This window comes from Acinetobacter sp. YH12132 (genome assembly GCF_013418645.1).
GTDB lineage: Bacteria > Pseudomonadota > Gammaproteobacteria > Pseudomonadales > Moraxellaceae > Acinetobacter > Acinetobacter indicus.
Window position 1 is genome coordinate 1 of record NZ_VPBR01000023.1, and the last position, 17,248, is coordinate 17,248.

At 47.4% G+C, this 17,248-nt stretch carries 17 protein-coding genes and 4 tRNA genes; 19 read left to right on the forward strand and 2 right to left on the reverse strand.

Annotation, left to right across the window (positions count from 1 at the left end; genetic code table 11):
- Positions 1-244: 244 nt before the first annotated feature.
- Positions 245-514, reverse strand: a complete 270-nt coding sequence (locus FTU67_RS13460) for an oxidative damage protection protein (RefSeq protein ID WP_005181625.1) — start codon at positions 512-514, stop codon at positions 245-247.
- 21 nt (positions 515-535) lie between these two features.
- Complete coding sequence (gene argH / locus FTU67_RS13465; RefSeq protein ID WP_171065096.1) at positions 536-1,966, reverse strand: argininosuccinate lyase; 1,431 nt, start codon at positions 1,964-1,966, stop codon at positions 536-538.
- Here argH and FTU67_RS13470 point away from each other — a divergent pair.
- The 19 genes from FTU67_RS13470 to FTU67_RS13560 form a co-directional block, all read left to right on the forward strand.
- A complete protein-coding gene (locus FTU67_RS13470; RefSeq protein WP_104989206.1) occupies positions 1,957-3,111 on the forward strand; it encodes a sensor histidine kinase in 1,155 nt (384 codons plus the stop codon). The genes argH and FTU67_RS13470 overlap by 10 nt on opposite strands.
- Before the next feature lie 54 nt (positions 3,112-3,165).
- Positions 3,166-3,906: a LytTR family DNA-binding domain-containing protein gene (locus FTU67_RS13475; RefSeq protein ID WP_005181633.1), complete on the forward strand. Its 741-nt coding sequence runs from the start codon at positions 3,166-3,168 to the stop codon at positions 3,904-3,906.
- A 108-nt stretch (positions 3,907-4,014) separates the two neighbouring features.
- A complete protein-coding gene (gene hemC / locus FTU67_RS13480; protein ID WP_034598116.1) occupies positions 4,015-4,932 on the forward strand; it encodes a hydroxymethylbilane synthase in 918 nt (305 codons plus the stop codon).
- 1 nt (position 4,933) lies between these two features.
- Positions 4,934-5,713 carry a uroporphyrinogen-III synthase gene (locus FTU67_RS13485; RefSeq protein WP_075167812.1) on the forward strand — a complete coding sequence of 260 codons (780 nt, stop codon included), beginning with the start codon at positions 4,934-4,936 and terminating at the stop codon, positions 5,711-5,713.
- The gene (locus FTU67_RS13490) at positions 5,710-6,555 is read left to right on the forward strand and encodes a hypothetical protein (protein WP_005181639.1); all 846 of its coding nucleotides are present in this window, start codon (positions 5,710-5,712) and stop codon (positions 6,553-6,555) included. Before FTU67_RS13485 ends, FTU67_RS13490 begins: the two co-directional genes overlap by 4 nt.
- Positions 6,556-6,557: 2 nt before the next feature.
- On the forward strand, positions 6,558-7,751 hold the full coding sequence (locus tag FTU67_RS13495; protein WP_180061884.1) for a heme biosynthesis protein HemY: 1,194 nt from the start codon (positions 6,558-6,560) through the stop codon (positions 7,749-7,751).
- A 10-nt stretch (positions 7,752-7,761) separates the two neighbouring features.
- A complete protein-coding gene (locus tag FTU67_RS13500) occupies positions 7,762-8,190 on the forward strand; it encodes a thioesterase family protein (RefSeq protein WP_005181644.1) in 429 nt (142 codons plus the stop codon).
- 145 nt (positions 8,191-8,335) lie between these two features.
- The gene (locus FTU67_RS13505; RefSeq protein WP_005181647.1) at positions 8,336-8,662 is read left to right on the forward strand and encodes an H-NS family nucleoid-associated regulatory protein; all 327 of its coding nucleotides are present in this window, start codon (positions 8,336-8,338) and stop codon (positions 8,660-8,662) included.
- A gap of 163 nt (positions 8,663-8,825) precedes the next feature.
- On the forward strand, positions 8,826-9,566 hold the full coding sequence (gspN, locus tag FTU67_RS13510) for a type II secretion system protein N (protein WP_005181650.1): 741 nt from the start codon (positions 8,826-8,828) through the stop codon (positions 9,564-9,566).
- A complete protein-coding gene (locus FTU67_RS13515) occupies positions 9,566-10,402 on the forward strand; it encodes a type II secretion system protein N (protein ID WP_180061885.1) in 837 nt (278 codons plus the stop codon). Before gspN ends, FTU67_RS13515 begins: the two co-directional genes overlap by 1 nt.
- A gap of 40 nt (positions 10,403-10,442) precedes the next feature.
- Positions 10,443-12,692, forward strand: coding sequence for a type II secretion system secretin GspD (gene gspD, locus FTU67_RS13520; protein ID WP_168400152.1), 2,250 nt, complete (start codon positions 10,443-10,445; stop codon positions 12,690-12,692).
- A 66-nt stretch (positions 12,693-12,758) separates the two neighbouring features.
- Complete coding sequence (locus FTU67_RS13525; protein ID WP_180061886.1) at positions 12,759-13,466, forward strand: FHA domain-containing protein; 708 nt, start codon at positions 12,759-12,761, stop codon at positions 13,464-13,466.
- Between the two features lie 63 nt (positions 13,467-13,529).
- Positions 13,530-14,201: a phosphoglycolate phosphatase gene (gene gph, locus FTU67_RS13530; protein WP_005181670.1), complete on the forward strand. Its 672-nt coding sequence runs from the start codon at positions 13,530-13,532 to the stop codon at positions 14,199-14,201.
- A gap of 120 nt (positions 14,202-14,321) precedes the next feature.
- Positions 14,322-15,815: an anthranilate synthase component I gene (trpE, locus tag FTU67_RS13535; protein WP_180061887.1), complete on the forward strand. Its 1,494-nt coding sequence runs from the start codon at positions 14,322-14,324 to the stop codon at positions 15,813-15,815.
- Positions 15,816-15,913: 98 nt separating this feature from the next.
- Positions 15,914-15,989: transfer RNA gene (locus tag FTU67_RS13540), tRNA-Thr, on the forward strand.
- Between the two features lie 56 nt (positions 15,990-16,045).
- Positions 16,046-16,129 (forward strand) — tRNA-Tyr (locus FTU67_RS13545).
- A gap of 36 nt (positions 16,130-16,165) precedes the next feature.
- A tRNA-Gly gene (locus tag FTU67_RS13550) sits at positions 16,166-16,241 on the forward strand.
- A gap of 15 nt (positions 16,242-16,256) precedes the next feature.
- Positions 16,257-16,331, forward strand: a tRNA-Thr gene (locus tag FTU67_RS13555).
- 148 nt (positions 16,332-16,479) lie between these two features.
- On the forward strand, positions 16,480-17,248 hold a 769-nt coding region (locus FTU67_RS13560), incomplete at its 3' end, for an elongation factor Tu (RefSeq protein WP_180061888.1).

A 17,248-nucleotide genomic window follows, 5' to 3' on the forward strand; every position in this document is an offset into this window, starting at 1 on the left:
TTGTTCCATTTTAGAGATTTGTTTAAGATAAGATATAACTCATTGAGATGTGTCATAGTATTCGTCGTTAGAAAACAATTATTGTGACATTATTTCAATGAGTTATCTATTTTTGTCGTGTACAGAGGTAATTTTTACAACCGTGCATAAAAAAGAATCCCCAAAAATGGAGATTCTTTTTGCATGAAAGCCTACGCGGACTTCGTCCTTGTCTTGCGTAAAACTTAAAGCAGCGCTTTAAGTTTTACTCAGGCTTTAGCCCTTCGGCTTTTTCTAAGGTTTCGTCATTATTGAAGAATTTTTCGCGCTGTTCTTCCAGAAACTTTTTCGCATCTGCTTCAAACACATTTAAACGCTTTTCATTGATCAGCGTGGTCTGATGTTTCAGCCATTCGTTCCAGGCCTGTTTAGACACGGTATCAAATAATTCCTGACCTTTGGCACCCGGGAACGGGGCAAAGTCCAAGCCTTCCATTTCTTGTTGATACTTACGGCAAAATACTTGTCGAGACATATCCATACTCCGAATTTAAGATTAAGCGTAAAGTTGCTCTAAACGGGCGTGGGCGCGTTCAATCGCAGCAGCGACTTGTGCCGGAGCAGTCCCCCCAATATGGTTACGTGCATTCACTGAAGCTTCCAGAGTCAGGGCTTTTTCAAATACATCGGCCTGAATCAGGTCAGAGAACTGCTGCAGCTGTTCCAGGGTCAGTTCAGACAGGTCTTTGCCTTCCTGTACGCCCAGTGCGACCGCTTTACCAACAATTTCATGGGCATCACGGAAAGCCACGCCATTTTTCACCAGGTAATCCGCAAGGTCGGTTGCAGTTGAGAAACCACGCAGTGCCGCTTCACGCATTTCTGCAATATTAGGCACCAACGCCGGAATCATGTCAGCAAACGCCATCAGTGAACCACGTACAGTATCAATTGCATCAAACAGAGGCTCTTTGTCTTCCTGGTTGTCTTTGTTATAGGCCAGTGGTTGACCTTTCATCAGGGTCAACAGGCTCATTAAGTCGCCATAAACACGGCCGGTTTTACCGCGAACCAGTTCAGGGACATCCGGGTTTTTCTTTTGCGGCATGATCGATGAACCGGTACAGAAACGGTCAGGAATATTCACAAATTTAAACTGGGCTGAGGTCCACAGAATCAGTTCTTCCGACATACGTGACAGGTGCATCATGATTAACGATGCCGCAGCGTTAAATTCAATCCCGAAATCACGGTCAGATACTGCATCTAAAGAGTTTTCAGCCACGGCATCAAAGCCCAGTAATTCTGCGGTATAGGCGCGGTCGATTGGATAGGTTGTACCTGCCAGTGCAGCTGAACCGAGTGGCATACGGTTCACACGTTTACGGCAGTCAATTAAGCGCTCAGAGTCACGTACCAGCATTTCAAACCAGGCCATAAGGTGGTGACCAAAAGTCACAGGTTGAGCAGTTTGTAAATGGGTGAAGCCCGGCATAATCGTGTCAGTGTTTTTTGCCGCCAGGCTTAGAATACCAGTTTGTAGTTTTTTCAATAATTCTAAAATGGCATCAATTTCATCACGCACATACAGACGGATATCAGTCGCCACCTGGTCGTTACGGCTACGGCCGGTGTGCAGTTTTTTACCGGTAATGCCAATACGCTGGGTCAGGCGTGATTCGATGTTCATGTGCACATCTTCAAGGTCAATACGCCATTCAAACTGACCCGCTTCAATTTCGGCTTTAATGGTGTTTAAGCCGTTGATGATGTCGTCACGTTCCTGTGCAGTCAGCACGCCAACTTTGGCCAACATGGTTGCATGGGCGATTGAACCGGCAATATCTTGTTTATAAAAGCGTTGGTCAAATTGGACAGATGCTGTAAATTCAGCAACAAATGCGTCAGTAGCTTCAGAGAAACGACCGCCCCACATACCCGAAGTCTGGGTTTGTGACGGATTTGAGGAATTAGAAGATGTGGTCATGTCGGCTCAATAGAATAAAAAGCAGTAATTTGAAAACGAGTATAACAAATTCGGAATCACTTGCCGAAGGGCAGGTGAGATCATCTTTTGCAGATACGGCTGATGAAAAAAATTACAGTTATTTTTTTACGAAAATAGGGCGTTGGCAACATCTAATTGAATTATTTATTGCCAGCAATGTATTGGCCATGGTGCTGGCACTGGCTGAAGCGCAGGGCTGGCAGGCATTAACCGGCTCAAGGCTGCTGCAATATGTGCTGTATATTAACTGGGTGCTGCTGGCCTTTACTGCCTTTATTGAATATTTTCAAAGACGTTTGGGCCGGATGAGTCTGGGCTTTTCGCTCGGTTTTGGTTTTTTATTGCTACAGCTAATTGTACTGGTGACCACTTTAAGCCTGAATCTGCTGACGCATTTTGGCCAGAATTTTCATCTGCGTGACTTGACTGCAGCCGAGCTGGGGGGCGGGCTGGATTTGCATTTAAGTTATGGCATCTTGCTGGGAGCATTCTGTTTTCGCTATTTATATTTGCGCGAACAGAATTATCTGCGCGAGCAAAGTGCTCTAAAGGCCAAGGTGCATGCCTTGCAAGCGCGTATCCATCCGCATTTTTTATTCAACAGTTTAAATAATGTCATTAGCCTGATTGCGATTGATCCTGAAAAAGCCGAGCAGATGCTGCTCAATCTGTCACGTCTGTTTCGTGCCAGTTTACAGGAAGTCAAGCTGGTCAAGCTGCAGGAAGAAGTTGAATTATGCCAGCGTTATCTGGAGATTGAGCAGATTCGTCTGGGTGAACGCTTGCAGGTGGAATGGAAAATTGAACAACCGCAACTGCTCAGTCAGGTACAAATTCCCTTATTAACTTTACAACCTTTACTGGAAAATAGTATTTTTCATGGTGTTGAAAAAATATCCAGACCGAGTACCATTAGCGTATTGGTAGAAATTTTGGAAAATCAAGTCAATATCGTCATTACAAATCCTTACGTAAACGCTAAAATGAATTTACGACAAGGACATGGTATTGCAATTCAAAATGTGCAACAGCGTCTACGCGCCTTTTATGGAAGAAAGGTGGTCTTTCAAACGTATGCAGGGGAGGGCATGTATACCACCGTGGTACAGTATCCATATAAATAAAAAAAATTCACGTTAAGCTATAAAAATAAATGATTTAACGTAAAGGAGGGATAAATGGATGTTCTGATCTGTGATGATGAACCTCTTGCAACTGAGCGTTTGGCCCGCTTGGTGACTCAACTTGGACATCAGGTGGTGGCAACCGCCAGTCATGGTGAGCAGGCCATTGAGCTAGCAGATGAACATCAGCCAGATGTCGTGTTATTAGATATTCAGATGCCAGAAATGGATGGACTAAGCTGCGCCCAGCATTTGCGCGAGCTTGACCCCATGCCGGCAATTGTCTTTTGTACCGCCTATGATGAGCATGCACTTGATGCATTTAAATCGCAGGCAGAAGGGTATTTATTAAAACCGGTCATGCAACAGGAATTGCAGCAGGTTTTAGATCACTTAACCAAACTCACGCAAGCCCAGCTGAGTCACATAAAACAAAAAGAAAATATGGAAGAATTGAATATAAAACGCCACCAGATCACGGCGAAAACTTATCGTGGTGTTGAACTGGTGCCTGTAGAAAATATTTATTATTTTTTAGCAGATCAAAAATATGTCACCGTGCGCCATAAAAATGGCAGCGTGCTGATTGACGAAACCTTAAAAGACCTGGAGCATGAATTTGCCGATCAGTTTATTCGGATTCATCGCAATGCACTGGTCTCGATTCATTATCTTGAAGGACTGGAAGTGATTAATACCGGTCAATATCAGGTGCGTTGTCGTGAACTGGAAGAACGTCTGGCAGTAAGCCGTCGTCATTTACCGACCTTAAGAGAACGTATTCAGAAACTGTAAGCACCGGCTGAAATGGCTTTTTCGCCATCTCAGGGTGCAAATTGACTTGCATTTTCAAGCGATCAGGTTAAGTTTAAGGGAATCCTTTTATTTGCTTTCACTGACATGATGAACACCCTGAAAATTGCAACTCGACAAAGCCCGCTGGCATTATGGCAGGCGGAACACATTCGTGCGCGTTTAGAAGCCTTACATGCCGGTCTAAACGTGGAGTTGGTCACCTTTGTGACCCAGGGTGATAAAATTCTCGATACCCCCTTAGCCAAAATTGGGGGCAAGGGACTGTTTGTCAAAGAATTAGAAGCAGCTTTGCTAGATGGTCGTGCTGACCTTGCTGTGCATTCCATGAAAGATGTGCCAATGGCGCTACCAGAAGGCTTAAGCCTGGCGGTGATTTGCGAGCGTGAAGATCCGCTGGATGCCTTTGTGTCCAATACTTATGCCAGCTTTCAGGACTTGCCGCAGGGTGCCAAAGTCGGAACGTCCAGTTTGCGCCGTAAATGCCAGATTTTAAAAGCACGCCCTGACCTGGAGATTATTGATTTGCGCGGTAACGTTGGTACCCGTCTGTCCAAGCTGGATGCAGGTCAATATGATGCGATTATTCTGGCCAGTGCCGGCCTGAAGCGTTTGGGCCTTAGTGAGCGGATTCGTCATACGCTCGCGCCTGAAGTGAGTTTGCCGGCCGTGGGTCAGGGCGCTTTGGGGCTGGAATGCCGGACTAATGATCAGGCCGTACTCGAGCTGATTTTGCCGTTGATGGATGATGAAACCAATGTCTGTGTACGCGCAGAACGTGCGTTTAATGCTTATCTGGAAGGTGGCTGTCAGGTGCCGATTGCCGGTTATGCCACTTTAAAAGATGGCCAGCTGTCGATGGAAGGCCGGGTGGGCAGTGTCGATGGCCAGACCTTGTTAAGCGCACAGCTCAGTGCCGCACCCGAGCAGGCCGAACAGCTGGGTGAACAACTGGCACAGAACTTGTTGGCACAAGGGGCAGGTGAGCTGCTAAAAGCCTTATATTAAGATGCTGTTTATTAATACCCGCCCGGCCGATCGTGCCTGTACCTTGTCACAGGCTTTAAGGCAACAGGCCTGGTCGGTGATTGAGCTGCCTCTGCTGGAATTACAGGCCTGTCCCTGGTCCGATGCATTGGCACAGCTGTACCAGCAATTACTGCAGGCGCAGCGGATTGTGGTGGTCAGCCCGACCGCGGTACACATCGGGATGGAGTATCTGGCGCAAAGCGGTATTCATCTCGATCAATTACAACATTTACAGTGGATTGCGGTTGGTGAAAAAACGGCGCAGGTACTGGCAGAATACGGAATTTCGAGCGCCGTGCCGGAGGTTGAAACCTCGGAAGGGATGCTGGAACTGCCTTTATTAAAATCCCTGGCGGCCGGTTCATGTATTGCCTTCTGGCGCGGTGAAGGCGGTCGTCAGTTTATGATGGACAGCCTGCAACAGGCCGGAATGCAGATTCTGAATTTTATTTTATATCAGCGTCAGTGTCCGGCCGCGTCCATTCAGCAGATGCCCGCGCTATTGCCACAACTGCAGCAGCACCGGGACTATTGGATGCTGATTAGCAGTGAGGCCAGCTGGTTAAACTGGTTGCGGCTGAGTCAAGCGCAAAAAGAATTATTGAACCGGGGACGTTATCTGGTGCTGGGTGACCGCCTGGAAGCGCTGTTGATGGATTATCAACAACAGCATCACACCCGTTTTCAACTGATCAAGTTGACGAATTTAAAAACAGAAACAATACTGCAGCAGATTGAGCTTAAATCAGGACACGCATGAAGAAGCTACTTATTTTATTATTGATCATCGGCTTGGCCTGGATGTTAAAGCTGAGCTATGACGTATTTAAAATAACGGCGCAGCAGTCCGAATTGTCTCAGAGTATGCATCAGGCGGAAAAAAGCCGCGCCAATCTCAATGACCAGCTAGTGGCTTTGCAGCGCCAGAGTAGCAATCCTTCACCGTCAGCATCTTCAAGTGCGCCTGCAACTAATACTACAGTGCAGATCAGCCAGACCACGATCACGCCGCAGCAGATGCTTCAACAGCAGCTGGAACTGATCGAATTTGCCTTAAAGCAGGCGCAATATCCGTATGCACTGGAAAAGTTGGCAGTACTGGATGTTCAGCTGAATCAGTGGGCTTTGTCACCGGCCTTGGCCGAAAGCCTGCATCAAACCCTGAGCAAAGACCGGCAGCTGATCCAGCAATTTGCGGCACAGCGCAGTGCCCAGCAGCAGCAGGTCACTCAGGCTCTACAGCAGCTGGATCAGCTGTTGCGTCAGGAAATCCAGCAGCCACAACTGCAGCCGGCGCAAGAGGCCAATCCGGCCTTCTGGCATAAGTGGTTGAAACTGGAAGCCGCCGAGCAGCCAGCGACTGTACTTAGTCAGCGTCAATTGCTGTTAAAAGAAGCGCAGTTGCGTTTATTACTGGCACGTCAGTTATTAGGACAAGGCCAATATCTGAATTATCAGCAGGAGCTGACTGAAATTTTTCATCTGTTACAGCTGCTGCCGGATCGGGGGGCGCAGCAGTTAAGCGCTGAATTGGCGGAAATTCAGAGCCTGACCGTGATTCCTGTGCCGGTGCTGACCAGCCGCACCTTATTGGATGAATGATCATGAAGCAGATTGTTCTGGCCTATGTTTTGGTCACGTTAGTGCTGGTGGCCTTGCTCAGTGTATTCAGTTATGGCTATGGCGCGGGCTATGTTTACCTGTATTGGCGTGACTGGCAGCTACAGACCAATATCTGGGTGCTTTTAATTTTATTGATGCTGATCAGTCTGGTGGTGCAGCTGATCTGGGCGATGCTAAAGCGTTATTTAAGCCGTGAACAGCGTAAGCAGGCAGCGGTGTTTGATTTCCAGCATTTACATCCTTATGAGCAAATGGCAGTAATCTGGCTGCTGGATGCCGCGCGTGAGCAGGACGCCTTTATCCGTCAGGTATTTAACCAGTCTGGTTTATTAAAAGCCGTGATTCATTCACGCCTGTCGCTGATGCAGCAGGATTATCCGGTGGCCTTGCAGATGTTAAACCAGAGTAATGTCATGGCCTTTGAGCTGGCCGAGTTGCAGCGTATTGAAATTTATCTGGCGCAGCAGCAACCGGAAAAAGCCCTGACCCATCTGGAATTTTTAAATGGCCATCAACTGTCGCCGTGGCTCAAAGATGTCAAACAAGCCTATGAGCAGCGCTTAACCGCACTGTGGGGGGAGTTTGCGCTGCAGTATCCATGGTTATATTTGCGTGCGACCCAATATGGACATTTAGGGCTGGACAGTAAGCAGTTATGGCTTGAGCAAATCTTGCAGCATTTTGAGCAGGCCACACCGGAAGCATTGCAGGATTTAAAACAGCGTTATTGCAATCTGTCAGGGCAGATATTTACCCAGCCGTATGCGATTAAAGTGCTGTGGTTAAAAGTGCTGGTACGCTTAAGCGATATGGGAGAGCAGCAGGAGCATCTGGCGGTGCATTTACTGTCTGAACAGTTTCATCAGGATGTGTTCTATTTATGGTTCCAGCAGCAGCTGTTAAAACCGGTACCGGATTATCTCAAGATTGAAGATTATCTGAATCAGTGGGAACAGCAATATCCTGCTTTACCGGTATTGAGTTTTGCCAAATGGCATATATTGGAAGCTACCGGTCGTCATGACGATGCAGCACAGCTTCTGGATTTATATCCGGAACATATTTTAATGAACTATTTAAGAATTAAATCGGCATTAAAAGATCAACCGCATTTACAGCAGCAGTTAAATCTGGTGTTTGAAAATAATAGTCATTTCATGAAAATTAAAATCTAGGTAAAGTCGCATGCAATTAACCGATTATCCAGTAATTCATCAACAAGTGGTGGCATGGGGCGATATGGATGCGCTCGGTCATGTCAATAATGTGATGTATTACCGCTATATTGAAAGTGCCCGCATTCATTATATGGATCAGATCAGAATGATGCAGCAATCCTTTTCGACGGTAGTGGCATCAAATCAGTGCAAATATATGCGTCCGGTATTTTATCCGGATACCTTAAAAATAGGTGTACGGGTTGAGGAAATCCGAAATAGTGCTTTTCGCATGCATTATATATTATGGAGCGAGCAGCAACAGGCTGTAGTCGCGAGTGCAGAAGCCATCATGGTTTGTGTGAATTCTGAAAGTATGCAGAAAATGCCATTACCCGAGTCGATTCGGCAGCATATTTTGGCTTTGGAAAATAGTGTGGGGCATTATCTGGATTAATTCTAATCCCGAATAAATAGATTATTTATCTCTGTTAATAATTGTTTTTCATTTCAAATAATGATTGAAACTTAATTCAGATAAAAATATGATGTATTAATGCAATTGAAGTAAATTAATATAAAAGCATACTTGTGGAGTAAATATGATGCCCGATATTAGTAATTTGTCTGTAGAACAATTAAAGCGCTTGCAGGAAGAAGCGGAAGCATTAATTGCATCGAAAAAGGACCAGGCAGTTGAAGATGCATATAATCAGATTTTGGCAATTGCTGAAAATGCGGGTTTAAGCATTGAACAGATTCTTGAGTTTGGTGCGTCTAAACGTAAAAAGAATGTACGTAAATCGGTAGAGCCGCGTTATCGTAATAAAGCCAATGCCAATGAAACCTGGACAGGTCGTGGTAAGCAACCGCGCTGGTTAGTGGCAGAACTGGAAAAAGGTGCCAAGCTTGAAGACTTCTTGATCTAAACTTCATCAGATTGTCATCTAAGCGCACTAGAGTGTCGAAACCAAGCAGAACTGCTTGGTTTTTTTATGTGTATCCGTTGGTGTTGTAAAAAAAGTGTGCATAATGTGTGCATGAAAATAACAATTTGTTCATGAATGCATTAGATAGGTTGGTCGTGGTGGAATGATAAAGAAACCGAGATACATCACGTGGTGGATTTTCGCCATCATTGCTTTTTTAATTTTTGTGTTATTACAGATTCCTGCAGCTTGGTTAATTTCAAAGTTTTATAAAAACAATCAGAGTTTACATAATGTCAGTGGCAACATCTGGCAGGGGCAGGCAGATTGGCACAAGGGACAGTTGCGTGGCAGCTTAAGCTGGAATACGCGTCCTTTAGACCTGTTATTGCTGAAAGTGGCAGCCGATGTTGAAATCCATAGTGGTCATACCGAACTAAAAGGCGTGATGGGTTACCGTTTTGGGACCTTCATGCTGAACGCTGTACACGGCCGTGTTGCGCCAGAAACTTTAAAAACCCTGGTCGACTGGCAATGGCCGACCAATCCGATTCAATTACAAAATATCGATCTGAACTATAACAAGCAGCAAGGGTTTGCCCAGGCACAAGGCCAGCTGAACTGGGCCGGCGGGGAGCTGGTGTATCAGTTTGCCCAGCGTCAAGAGCGCATGACCGTGCCCACGCTGAAAGGCACACTGTCGGATGAAAGCGGTAAACTGAAAATTGATGTGCGTGATGCACGTGACCAGAAAATGATAAACCTGAGTCTGGATCAGGAGATGATGCTGGATGTGCAGCTGACCCAGCGTTTATTGATGCATGTTCCTTCTTATGAAGGCAAGGCTGGTGCCGATACCTATGTAATCAGTACCCGCCAGCCGCTGTTCAAGGGAGGCTTCTGATGCAGAAAATCTGGGAACAGTTGCAGACTCTCCAGTTGAAACAGGCCGATCGTGTCGCACCGGTATTGCTGGCGCTGCTGATTCTGTATTTATGCTGGAAGCTGGCCAGTCTGTTCTGGCTATTACTGGCGCCACCTCAAGCGATGCAACTGGGCCGGGTCGAACTGGGTTCGCAGCAGCTGCGTGTACCGAATATCAGCAGTTTTGCCTTGTTTCATGAAGCGAGCCAGCGTACGCAGGCCGAAGACAATCTGAACCTTCAATTACAAGGCGTGATGGTCGGTTATCCCAACCAGTTTTCTTCTGCCGTGCTCAAAGTCAATGAGGTGGCAGAGCGCTATCGCGTCGGCGATGTGATTGAAGGCAGTGGTTATCAGTTGGCTGAAGTGTACTGGGATCGGGTGGTTTTGCGTCATAGCAGTGGCGCCACCCGTGAGATAGAGTTTAAAGGCATTGAAAACGGGCTGAATCAGCCGATTGTGCCGACACAAAGCCCAGCTGCACCCAACAGAAATCCGGCACCGGCAACAACTGCGCAAAATGCGATTGGTCAGGCAGTGCAAAAGATTCAGCAAGACCGGGAACGCTATTTACAGGATATGGGCGTGAATAGTGGCAATGGTCAGGGCTATGAAATTACCGCACGGACACCGGCGGCACTCAGAAGCAGATTGGGATTACAACCAGGCGACCGGATTTTATCCTTAAATGGTCAGACTGTCGGACAAGGGCAAAATGAAGCCCAATTGCTGGAGCAGGCAAGACAGGACGGTCAGGTCAGACTGGAAGTTCAGCGTGGTGACCAGGTCATCACGGTACAACAAGATTTTAAGTGACGGATTTGTCACCTTATAGGGTTAGGAAACACGGTAGATTATGGCTTTATTAAATCATGAGCGTCCGCTTTGGGCATTGGTGGTCGGCGCACCTCTGGTGGCTATGGTAAGTACGGCGAGCTATGCACAAACCTGGAAAATTAATTTACGTGATGCTGACCTGACTGCATTTATTAATGAAGTGGCCGATATTACCGGTAAGAACTTCGCGGTTGATCCGCGGGTGCGCGGCAATGTCACGGTCATTTCCAACAAGCCGTTGAACCGCAATGAAGTCTATGACCTGTTTCTGGGCGTGCTCAATGTTAATGGGGTAGTGGCTATTCCCTCGGGCAATACCATCAAGCTGGTGCCAGATAACAATGTCAAAAGCTCCGGAATTCCGTTTGATGCACGCCAGAATGCGCGCGGCGACCAGATTGTGACCCGGGTCATCTGGCTGGAAAATACCAATGCCAATGACATGATTCCGGCTTTACGGCCTTTAATGCCGCAATTTGCCCACCTGTCTGCGGTGGCCGGCACCAATGCCCTGATTGTTTCGGACCGGGCCAGCAATATCTATCAGCTGGAAAATATCATCCGTAATTTGGATGGCACCGGCCAAAATGATATTGAAGCCATCTCGCTACAGTCCAGTCAGGCCGAAGAAGTGATCGGGCTATTGGAGTCAATGAGTTCGACCGGCAATGCCAAAGATCTCAAAGGTTCGCGGGTGCGAATTGTGGCGGATAACCGGACCAATCGCATTATCATTAAAGGCGATACTGCCACCCGCAAGCGCATCCGTCAGATGATTGAAATGATGGATGTGCCGGCGGCCGACCGTCTTGGTGGCTTAAAAGTCTTCCGCTTAAAATATGCCAGTGCGCAAAGCCTGGCGGAAATTCTGCAAGGGCTGGTATCGGGGCAGGCGGTCAGCAGCTCATCTTCCAATACGAAAAATAGCAGTAACAATAGCGTTAGCAGTCTGGTCAATAACAGCAGTAACAGCACATCCAGCAATAGCACAGGCAGTACCTCGCCAAGTATTACCCTGAATAACGGTTTTGATCAGCAGAGCCAGATCACCAGCTTTAATGGCAATGGCGTCAGTATTATTGCCGATAGTAGCCAGAATGCCCTGGTGGTCAAAGCTGATCCACAGCTGATGCGCGAAATTGAGTCTGCGATTCAGCAGCTGGATACACGCCGTCAACAGGTTCTCATTGAAGCCGCGATTATTGAAGTAGAAGGCACCGATGCCGATCAGCTTGGCGTGCAATGGGCCCTGGGTGATTTAAGCAGTGGCATTGGCCTGATCAATTTTGATAACTTGGGGTCTAGCCTGAAAAATATTGCCGCCGGTTATTTAACTGGAGGTGCAGCGGGTGCGGGTGGCGCGATTGGCGCGGGTACCTCACTGGTGTTGGGGGATTATCAGGAAGGCAGTGATGGTTCACGCCGTTTGTATGGCGCGCTGATTCAAGCTTTAAAAGAAACCACCAAATCCAATCTGTTGTCGACCCCATCTATTGTCACCATGGACAATGAAGAAGCCTATATCGTGGTTGGTGAGAACGTGCCGTTTGTCACTGGTTCGGTCAGTACCGGAAATGGTACCGTCAATCCCTATACCACCATTGAGCGTAAGGACGTCGGGGTCACCCTAAAAGTGGTGCCGCACATTGGCGAAAATGGCACAGTGCGTCTGGAAGTGGAACAGGAAGTTTCTGGGGTTAAATCCAGCAAAGGTCAGGCGCAGGACTTGGTCACCAGCAAACGCGCAATTAAAACCTCAATTCTGGCCGAGCATGGTCAGACTATTGTCTTGGGTGGTCTTATTTCAGATAACACTGCCTATTCTCGCCAGGCCGTGCCGGGGTTGGGTGCCATTCCAGGACTGGGACGTTTATTCCGTTCCGATGGTAAGTCCAATCAGAAGCGTAATCTGCTGATCTTTATTCACCCGACCATTGTTGGAGATCAGAATGATATCCGCCGGATTTCGCAGCAGCGTTATAGTCAGCTGTATAGCTTGCAACTGGCACTGGATCAGGATGGTAATTTTGCCAAACTGCCGGAGCGGGTGGAAGATATCTATCAGCAGCGGGTGCCAGTGTCTAAAACTCCACTAAATCAAACCCGTTATCAGCAGGTGCCATCCGCGACCCCTGCGGCACAGTCGGGGGCGGCTGTGGTGACCACGCCCGTTGCGGTAGAACCGGCGCTGCAGCGTCAGACCTTAAGCCCGCAAGTCAGCAATACTACCAATACCACCACCACGACCACCTTAAGACCGCGCTCTTAACAGAGCGGACATGGAATCTGGTTTTGAGCATGTTATGATGGGCAAAAATTTAAAGAGAAGTTCGCTATGACTTGGAAATTACAAGCAATTACGGGTGAATTTACCGGGCAGGAAATTAGTGTTGATCGTGACATGCTGGTGGGGCGTCATCAGGAAGCTGATGTGGTGCTGCAGTCGGCTGAAGTATCACGCAAACATGCTGCGTTGGTACTGAAAGCTGAAGACCTGTGGGTACAAGACTTAAATTCATCCAATGGCACCTTTGTGAATGACCTGCGGATTGAGCAGGAAACTCCGTTGCATGAAGGTGATATTGTCCAGTTCGCCAGCTTTAAATTTTCAGTCCTGGCACCAGCCAAACCGGAACTGTTGCCGGATGAGCCGCTTGCGCCTGCAGGCACCGAAGTAGAACAGATTCCTGAGCTGGATGTGGTGGAAACCGCTACTGCAGCCGAGCCGACAGAAACTGTAGCAGTGAAAACGCCGGCACAGCAGATGAATGATCAGGGTATGCCTGAGCTGAAAGAGCGTGATGCATCGGTGCAACTGACACGTGATGGCATGCCAACCAATGTCGGTGTGCCAAAACCGGCACCAATTCCTGAAGGGACCGATTTAAGCGCGGCCACCCCAGAGCCACAACCGGTACCGGTTGAGCAGCCTGTATCACGCGTTGAGCAGGAAAAAGAGCAGCAGAAAAATGCCTCTGTTGGCCTGATGACTATTATTGTGCTGGTGATCCTGGCAATTATTGCCTGGCTGTTGTTTAAATAAACCGCGACACAGCATACAATCGAGGCATGCTTTGGCATGCCTTTATTTTTTGAGAGGACCAAAATGTCTGTGGCCAAACTTGACACCCGTGAGCTGATTTTATTTGACCTGGACGGCACGCTGGTCGATTCAGCCACCGATCTGTATCGTGCCATGAATATGAGCCTGAATGCCTTGCAGCTGCCCATGGTCACCGAAGCACAGGTACGCACCTGGATTGGCAAAGGCACCTCGGTATTTTGTCACAGCACCTTGCTGCATTTAACCGGAGAGGTGCATCCCGATCAGCATCAGCAGCTGCTGGAAACTTTCCTAGGAATTTACAATGCCGATCCTTGTCTGGATACCCAGCCTTTTGCCGGAATTCTGGAGTTTCTGGAATGGGGCAAACAGCAGCAGAAAAAAATGATCTGTGTCACCAACAAGCCCGAGCTGCCATCACGCGCCATTTTAGATGCACTGGACATGAGCCATTATTTTGTTGATGTGATTGGTGGTGATCGGTTTAGCGAACGTAAACCGCATCCACGCCAGTTATTGCACTGTGTTGAGACCTTTGGGGTAGAAAAATCCCAAGTGTTGATGATTGGCGACTCTTCCAATGATGTGGAAGCCGCACGTCGTGCCGGTATTGATTGTATTGTAGTCAGCTATGGCTATAATCATGGCGAGAGTATTTATGATTGTCAGCCGCAGCAAGTGGTGGATAATCTGACAGAATTATTAGCTTCCTAATGTAAGAATAGATGTAAAAGGACACCGCAATGAGTGATTGTGTAGTTTTTCGATGGCGTCACTAAGTCAGCACCTACCAGCAACCTTCCTATGACCCCGCGAAAATGAAAGAGATTCAACATGACCACTCAAGCCCAATATCAACAACTGCAAGCTGCCGGCTATAACCTGATTCCTGTCTACCGTCAGCGTCTCGCCGATACCGAAACCCCATTGTCTGTGTTTGCGCGTTTAAAAGAGCATGAACAGGCCTATCTGTTTGAATCTGTCGAAGGCGGTGAAAACTGGGCGCGCTATTCGATTATTGGTCTGGGCGAGTCGACCGTATTTTCTTGCAATGAAGGGCAGTTGACCATTCAGCAGACCAATGGCGAACTGCTACAGCAGCCGTGTAGTGATCCTTTCCAGTTTATCCGTGATTTCCAGGCCCAGTTTAAAGTGCCAACACAGGCCGATTTACCGGCGTTGCCAAGCTTTACTGGTGGACTGGTCGGTTACTTTGGCTATGACGCGGTGCGTTATATCGAACCGCGCCTGAACAATGTTCCAGATGCTGATCCGGTGGGCCTGCCAGATATCTGGATGATGCTGTCTAAAACCGTGATCGTGTTTGACAACTTAAAAGATACCTTATTCCTGATTGTGCATGCCGATAGCAAAGATGCTGATGCCTATCAGAAAGCACAGGCACAACTGGATGCGCTGGAGCAGTTGCTGGCGACACCGGTGAATCTGCAAGCACAGACTCATATGGCACCGCATTTTGAATCTTTAACTGGGCATGACAACTTTATTGCTTCGGTTGAGAAGGTTAAAGAATACATCCGTGCTGGTGATGTCATGCAAGTGGTGCCGGGACATCGTATGGTGTCTGACTTTGATGGTGAGCCGTTACAGGTCTATCGCGCTTTACGTCACCTTAATCCATCACCATATCTGTTCCTGGTGCAAGGGCGCACCTTGGACAATGACACCCCATTCCATATTGTTGGGTCATCGCCGGAAATTCTGTCACGTCTGGAAAATGGTATTGCCACCGTGCGTCCACTCGCTGGCACACGTCCACGTGGTAAAACCAAAGAAGAAGATCTGGCCTTGGAAAAAGATTTACTTTCTGATGAAAAAGAGATTGCTGAGCATTTAATGCTGATTGACTTGGGTCGTAATGATGTTGGTCGCGTCTCAAAAATTGGCAAAGTGCAGGTGACTGATCAAATGGTGATCGAACGTTATTCGCATGTCATGCATATTGTGTCCAATGTGCAGGGTGAAGTGCGTGATGATGTTGATGCCTTGGATGTTTTTAAGGCAACTTTCCCGGCAGGCACACTTTCTGGGGCACCAAAAATCCGTGCCATGGAAATTATTGACGAAGTTGAGCCAGTAAAACGTGGAATTTTTGGTGGTGCTGTTGGTTATTTAGGCTGGCATGGCGAAATGGACATGTCGATTGCGATTCGGACCTGTGTTATTCGTGAAAATAAGGTCTATGTGCAGGCTGGCGCAGGCCTTGTTGCCGACTCAAATCCTGAATCTGAGTGGAATGAAACCCAAATAAAAGCTCGCGCAGTGATCAAAGCGGTTGAATTATCGTCAAACGGATTGATTTTGTGAGTTTTTGACGGTTTTTTTAAAAAAAACACTTGCACGGATTTCAAGTTTTGCTAAACTGCACACCGTTCCGATACGAAACGTACGAAACACTAAGAAACGCCGGCATAGCTCAGTTGGTAGAGCAACTGACTTGTAATCAGTAGGTCCACAGTTCGAATCCGTGTGCCGGCACCATCTTAGAGAATTCGAGATGTGAAGTAAAGAACGAGCACTGCAATAAGTGTGATATTGGTGGGATTCCCGAGCGGTCAAAGGGAGCAGACTGTAACTCTGCCGCGTAAGCTTCGAAGGTTCGAATCCTTCTCCCACCACCATTAACTTCGAATGAAGTGGTACATTACCAACAATGTGCGGGAGTAGCTCAGTTGGTAGAGCGGCAGCCTTCCAAGCTGCATGTCGCGAGTTCGATCCTCGTCTCCCGCTCCATCATCGAAGATGATCGCTCTTATAGCTCAGTGGTAGAGCACTCCCTTGGTAAGGGAGAGGTCTCGAGTTCAAATCTCGATAAGAGCTCCAGATACAGTTTAGCAACTTGGTTGCATGAGATTTAAAGAAAGCAGGCTATTTAGTCTGCTTTTTAAGTATTAGGTGTCTAGTTTTTTAGGCGATATGTCGAGGCTGGGTATTACTCAGATTGTGTTCGACGTAAACGAGGAAAATAAACATGGCTAAGGCTAAGTTTGAACGTAATAAGCCACACGTTAACGTGGGCACAATCGGTCACGTTGACCATGGTAAAACAACTTTAACAGCTGCAATTGCAACTGTATGTGCGAAGAAATTCGGTGGTGAAGCGAAAGATTACGCTGCAATCGACTCTGCTCCAGAAGAAAAAGCACGTGGTATTACAATTAACACTTCTCACGTAGAATACGATTCTCCAACTCGTCACTACGCTCACGTTGACTGCCCAGGTCACGCCGACTATGTTAAAAACATGATCACTGGTGCTGCTCAGATGGACGGTGCGATCCTTGTTTGTTCAGCGACTGATGGTCCAATGCCACAAACTCGTGAACACATCCTTCTTTCTCGTCAGGTAGGTGTACCTTACATCATCGTATTCTTAAACAAATGCGATATCGTAGACGACGAAGAGTTAATCGAATTAGTTGAAATGGAAGTTCGTGAACTTCTTTCTACTTACGACTTCCCAGGCGATGACACTCCAGTAATCCGTGGTTCTGCTCTTGCAGCACTTAACGGTGAATCAGGTCAATATGGCGAAGACGCTGTTGTTGCTCTTGTTGAAGCACTTGACTCTTACATTCCAGAGCCAGTACGTGCAATCGATCAAGCATTCTTGATGCCAATCGAAGACGTATTCTCTATTTCTGGTCGTGGTACAGTTGTAACTGGCCGTGTAGAAACTGGTATCGTTAAAGTAGGTGAAGAAGTTGAAATCGTGGGTATCAAAGATACAGCGAAAACAA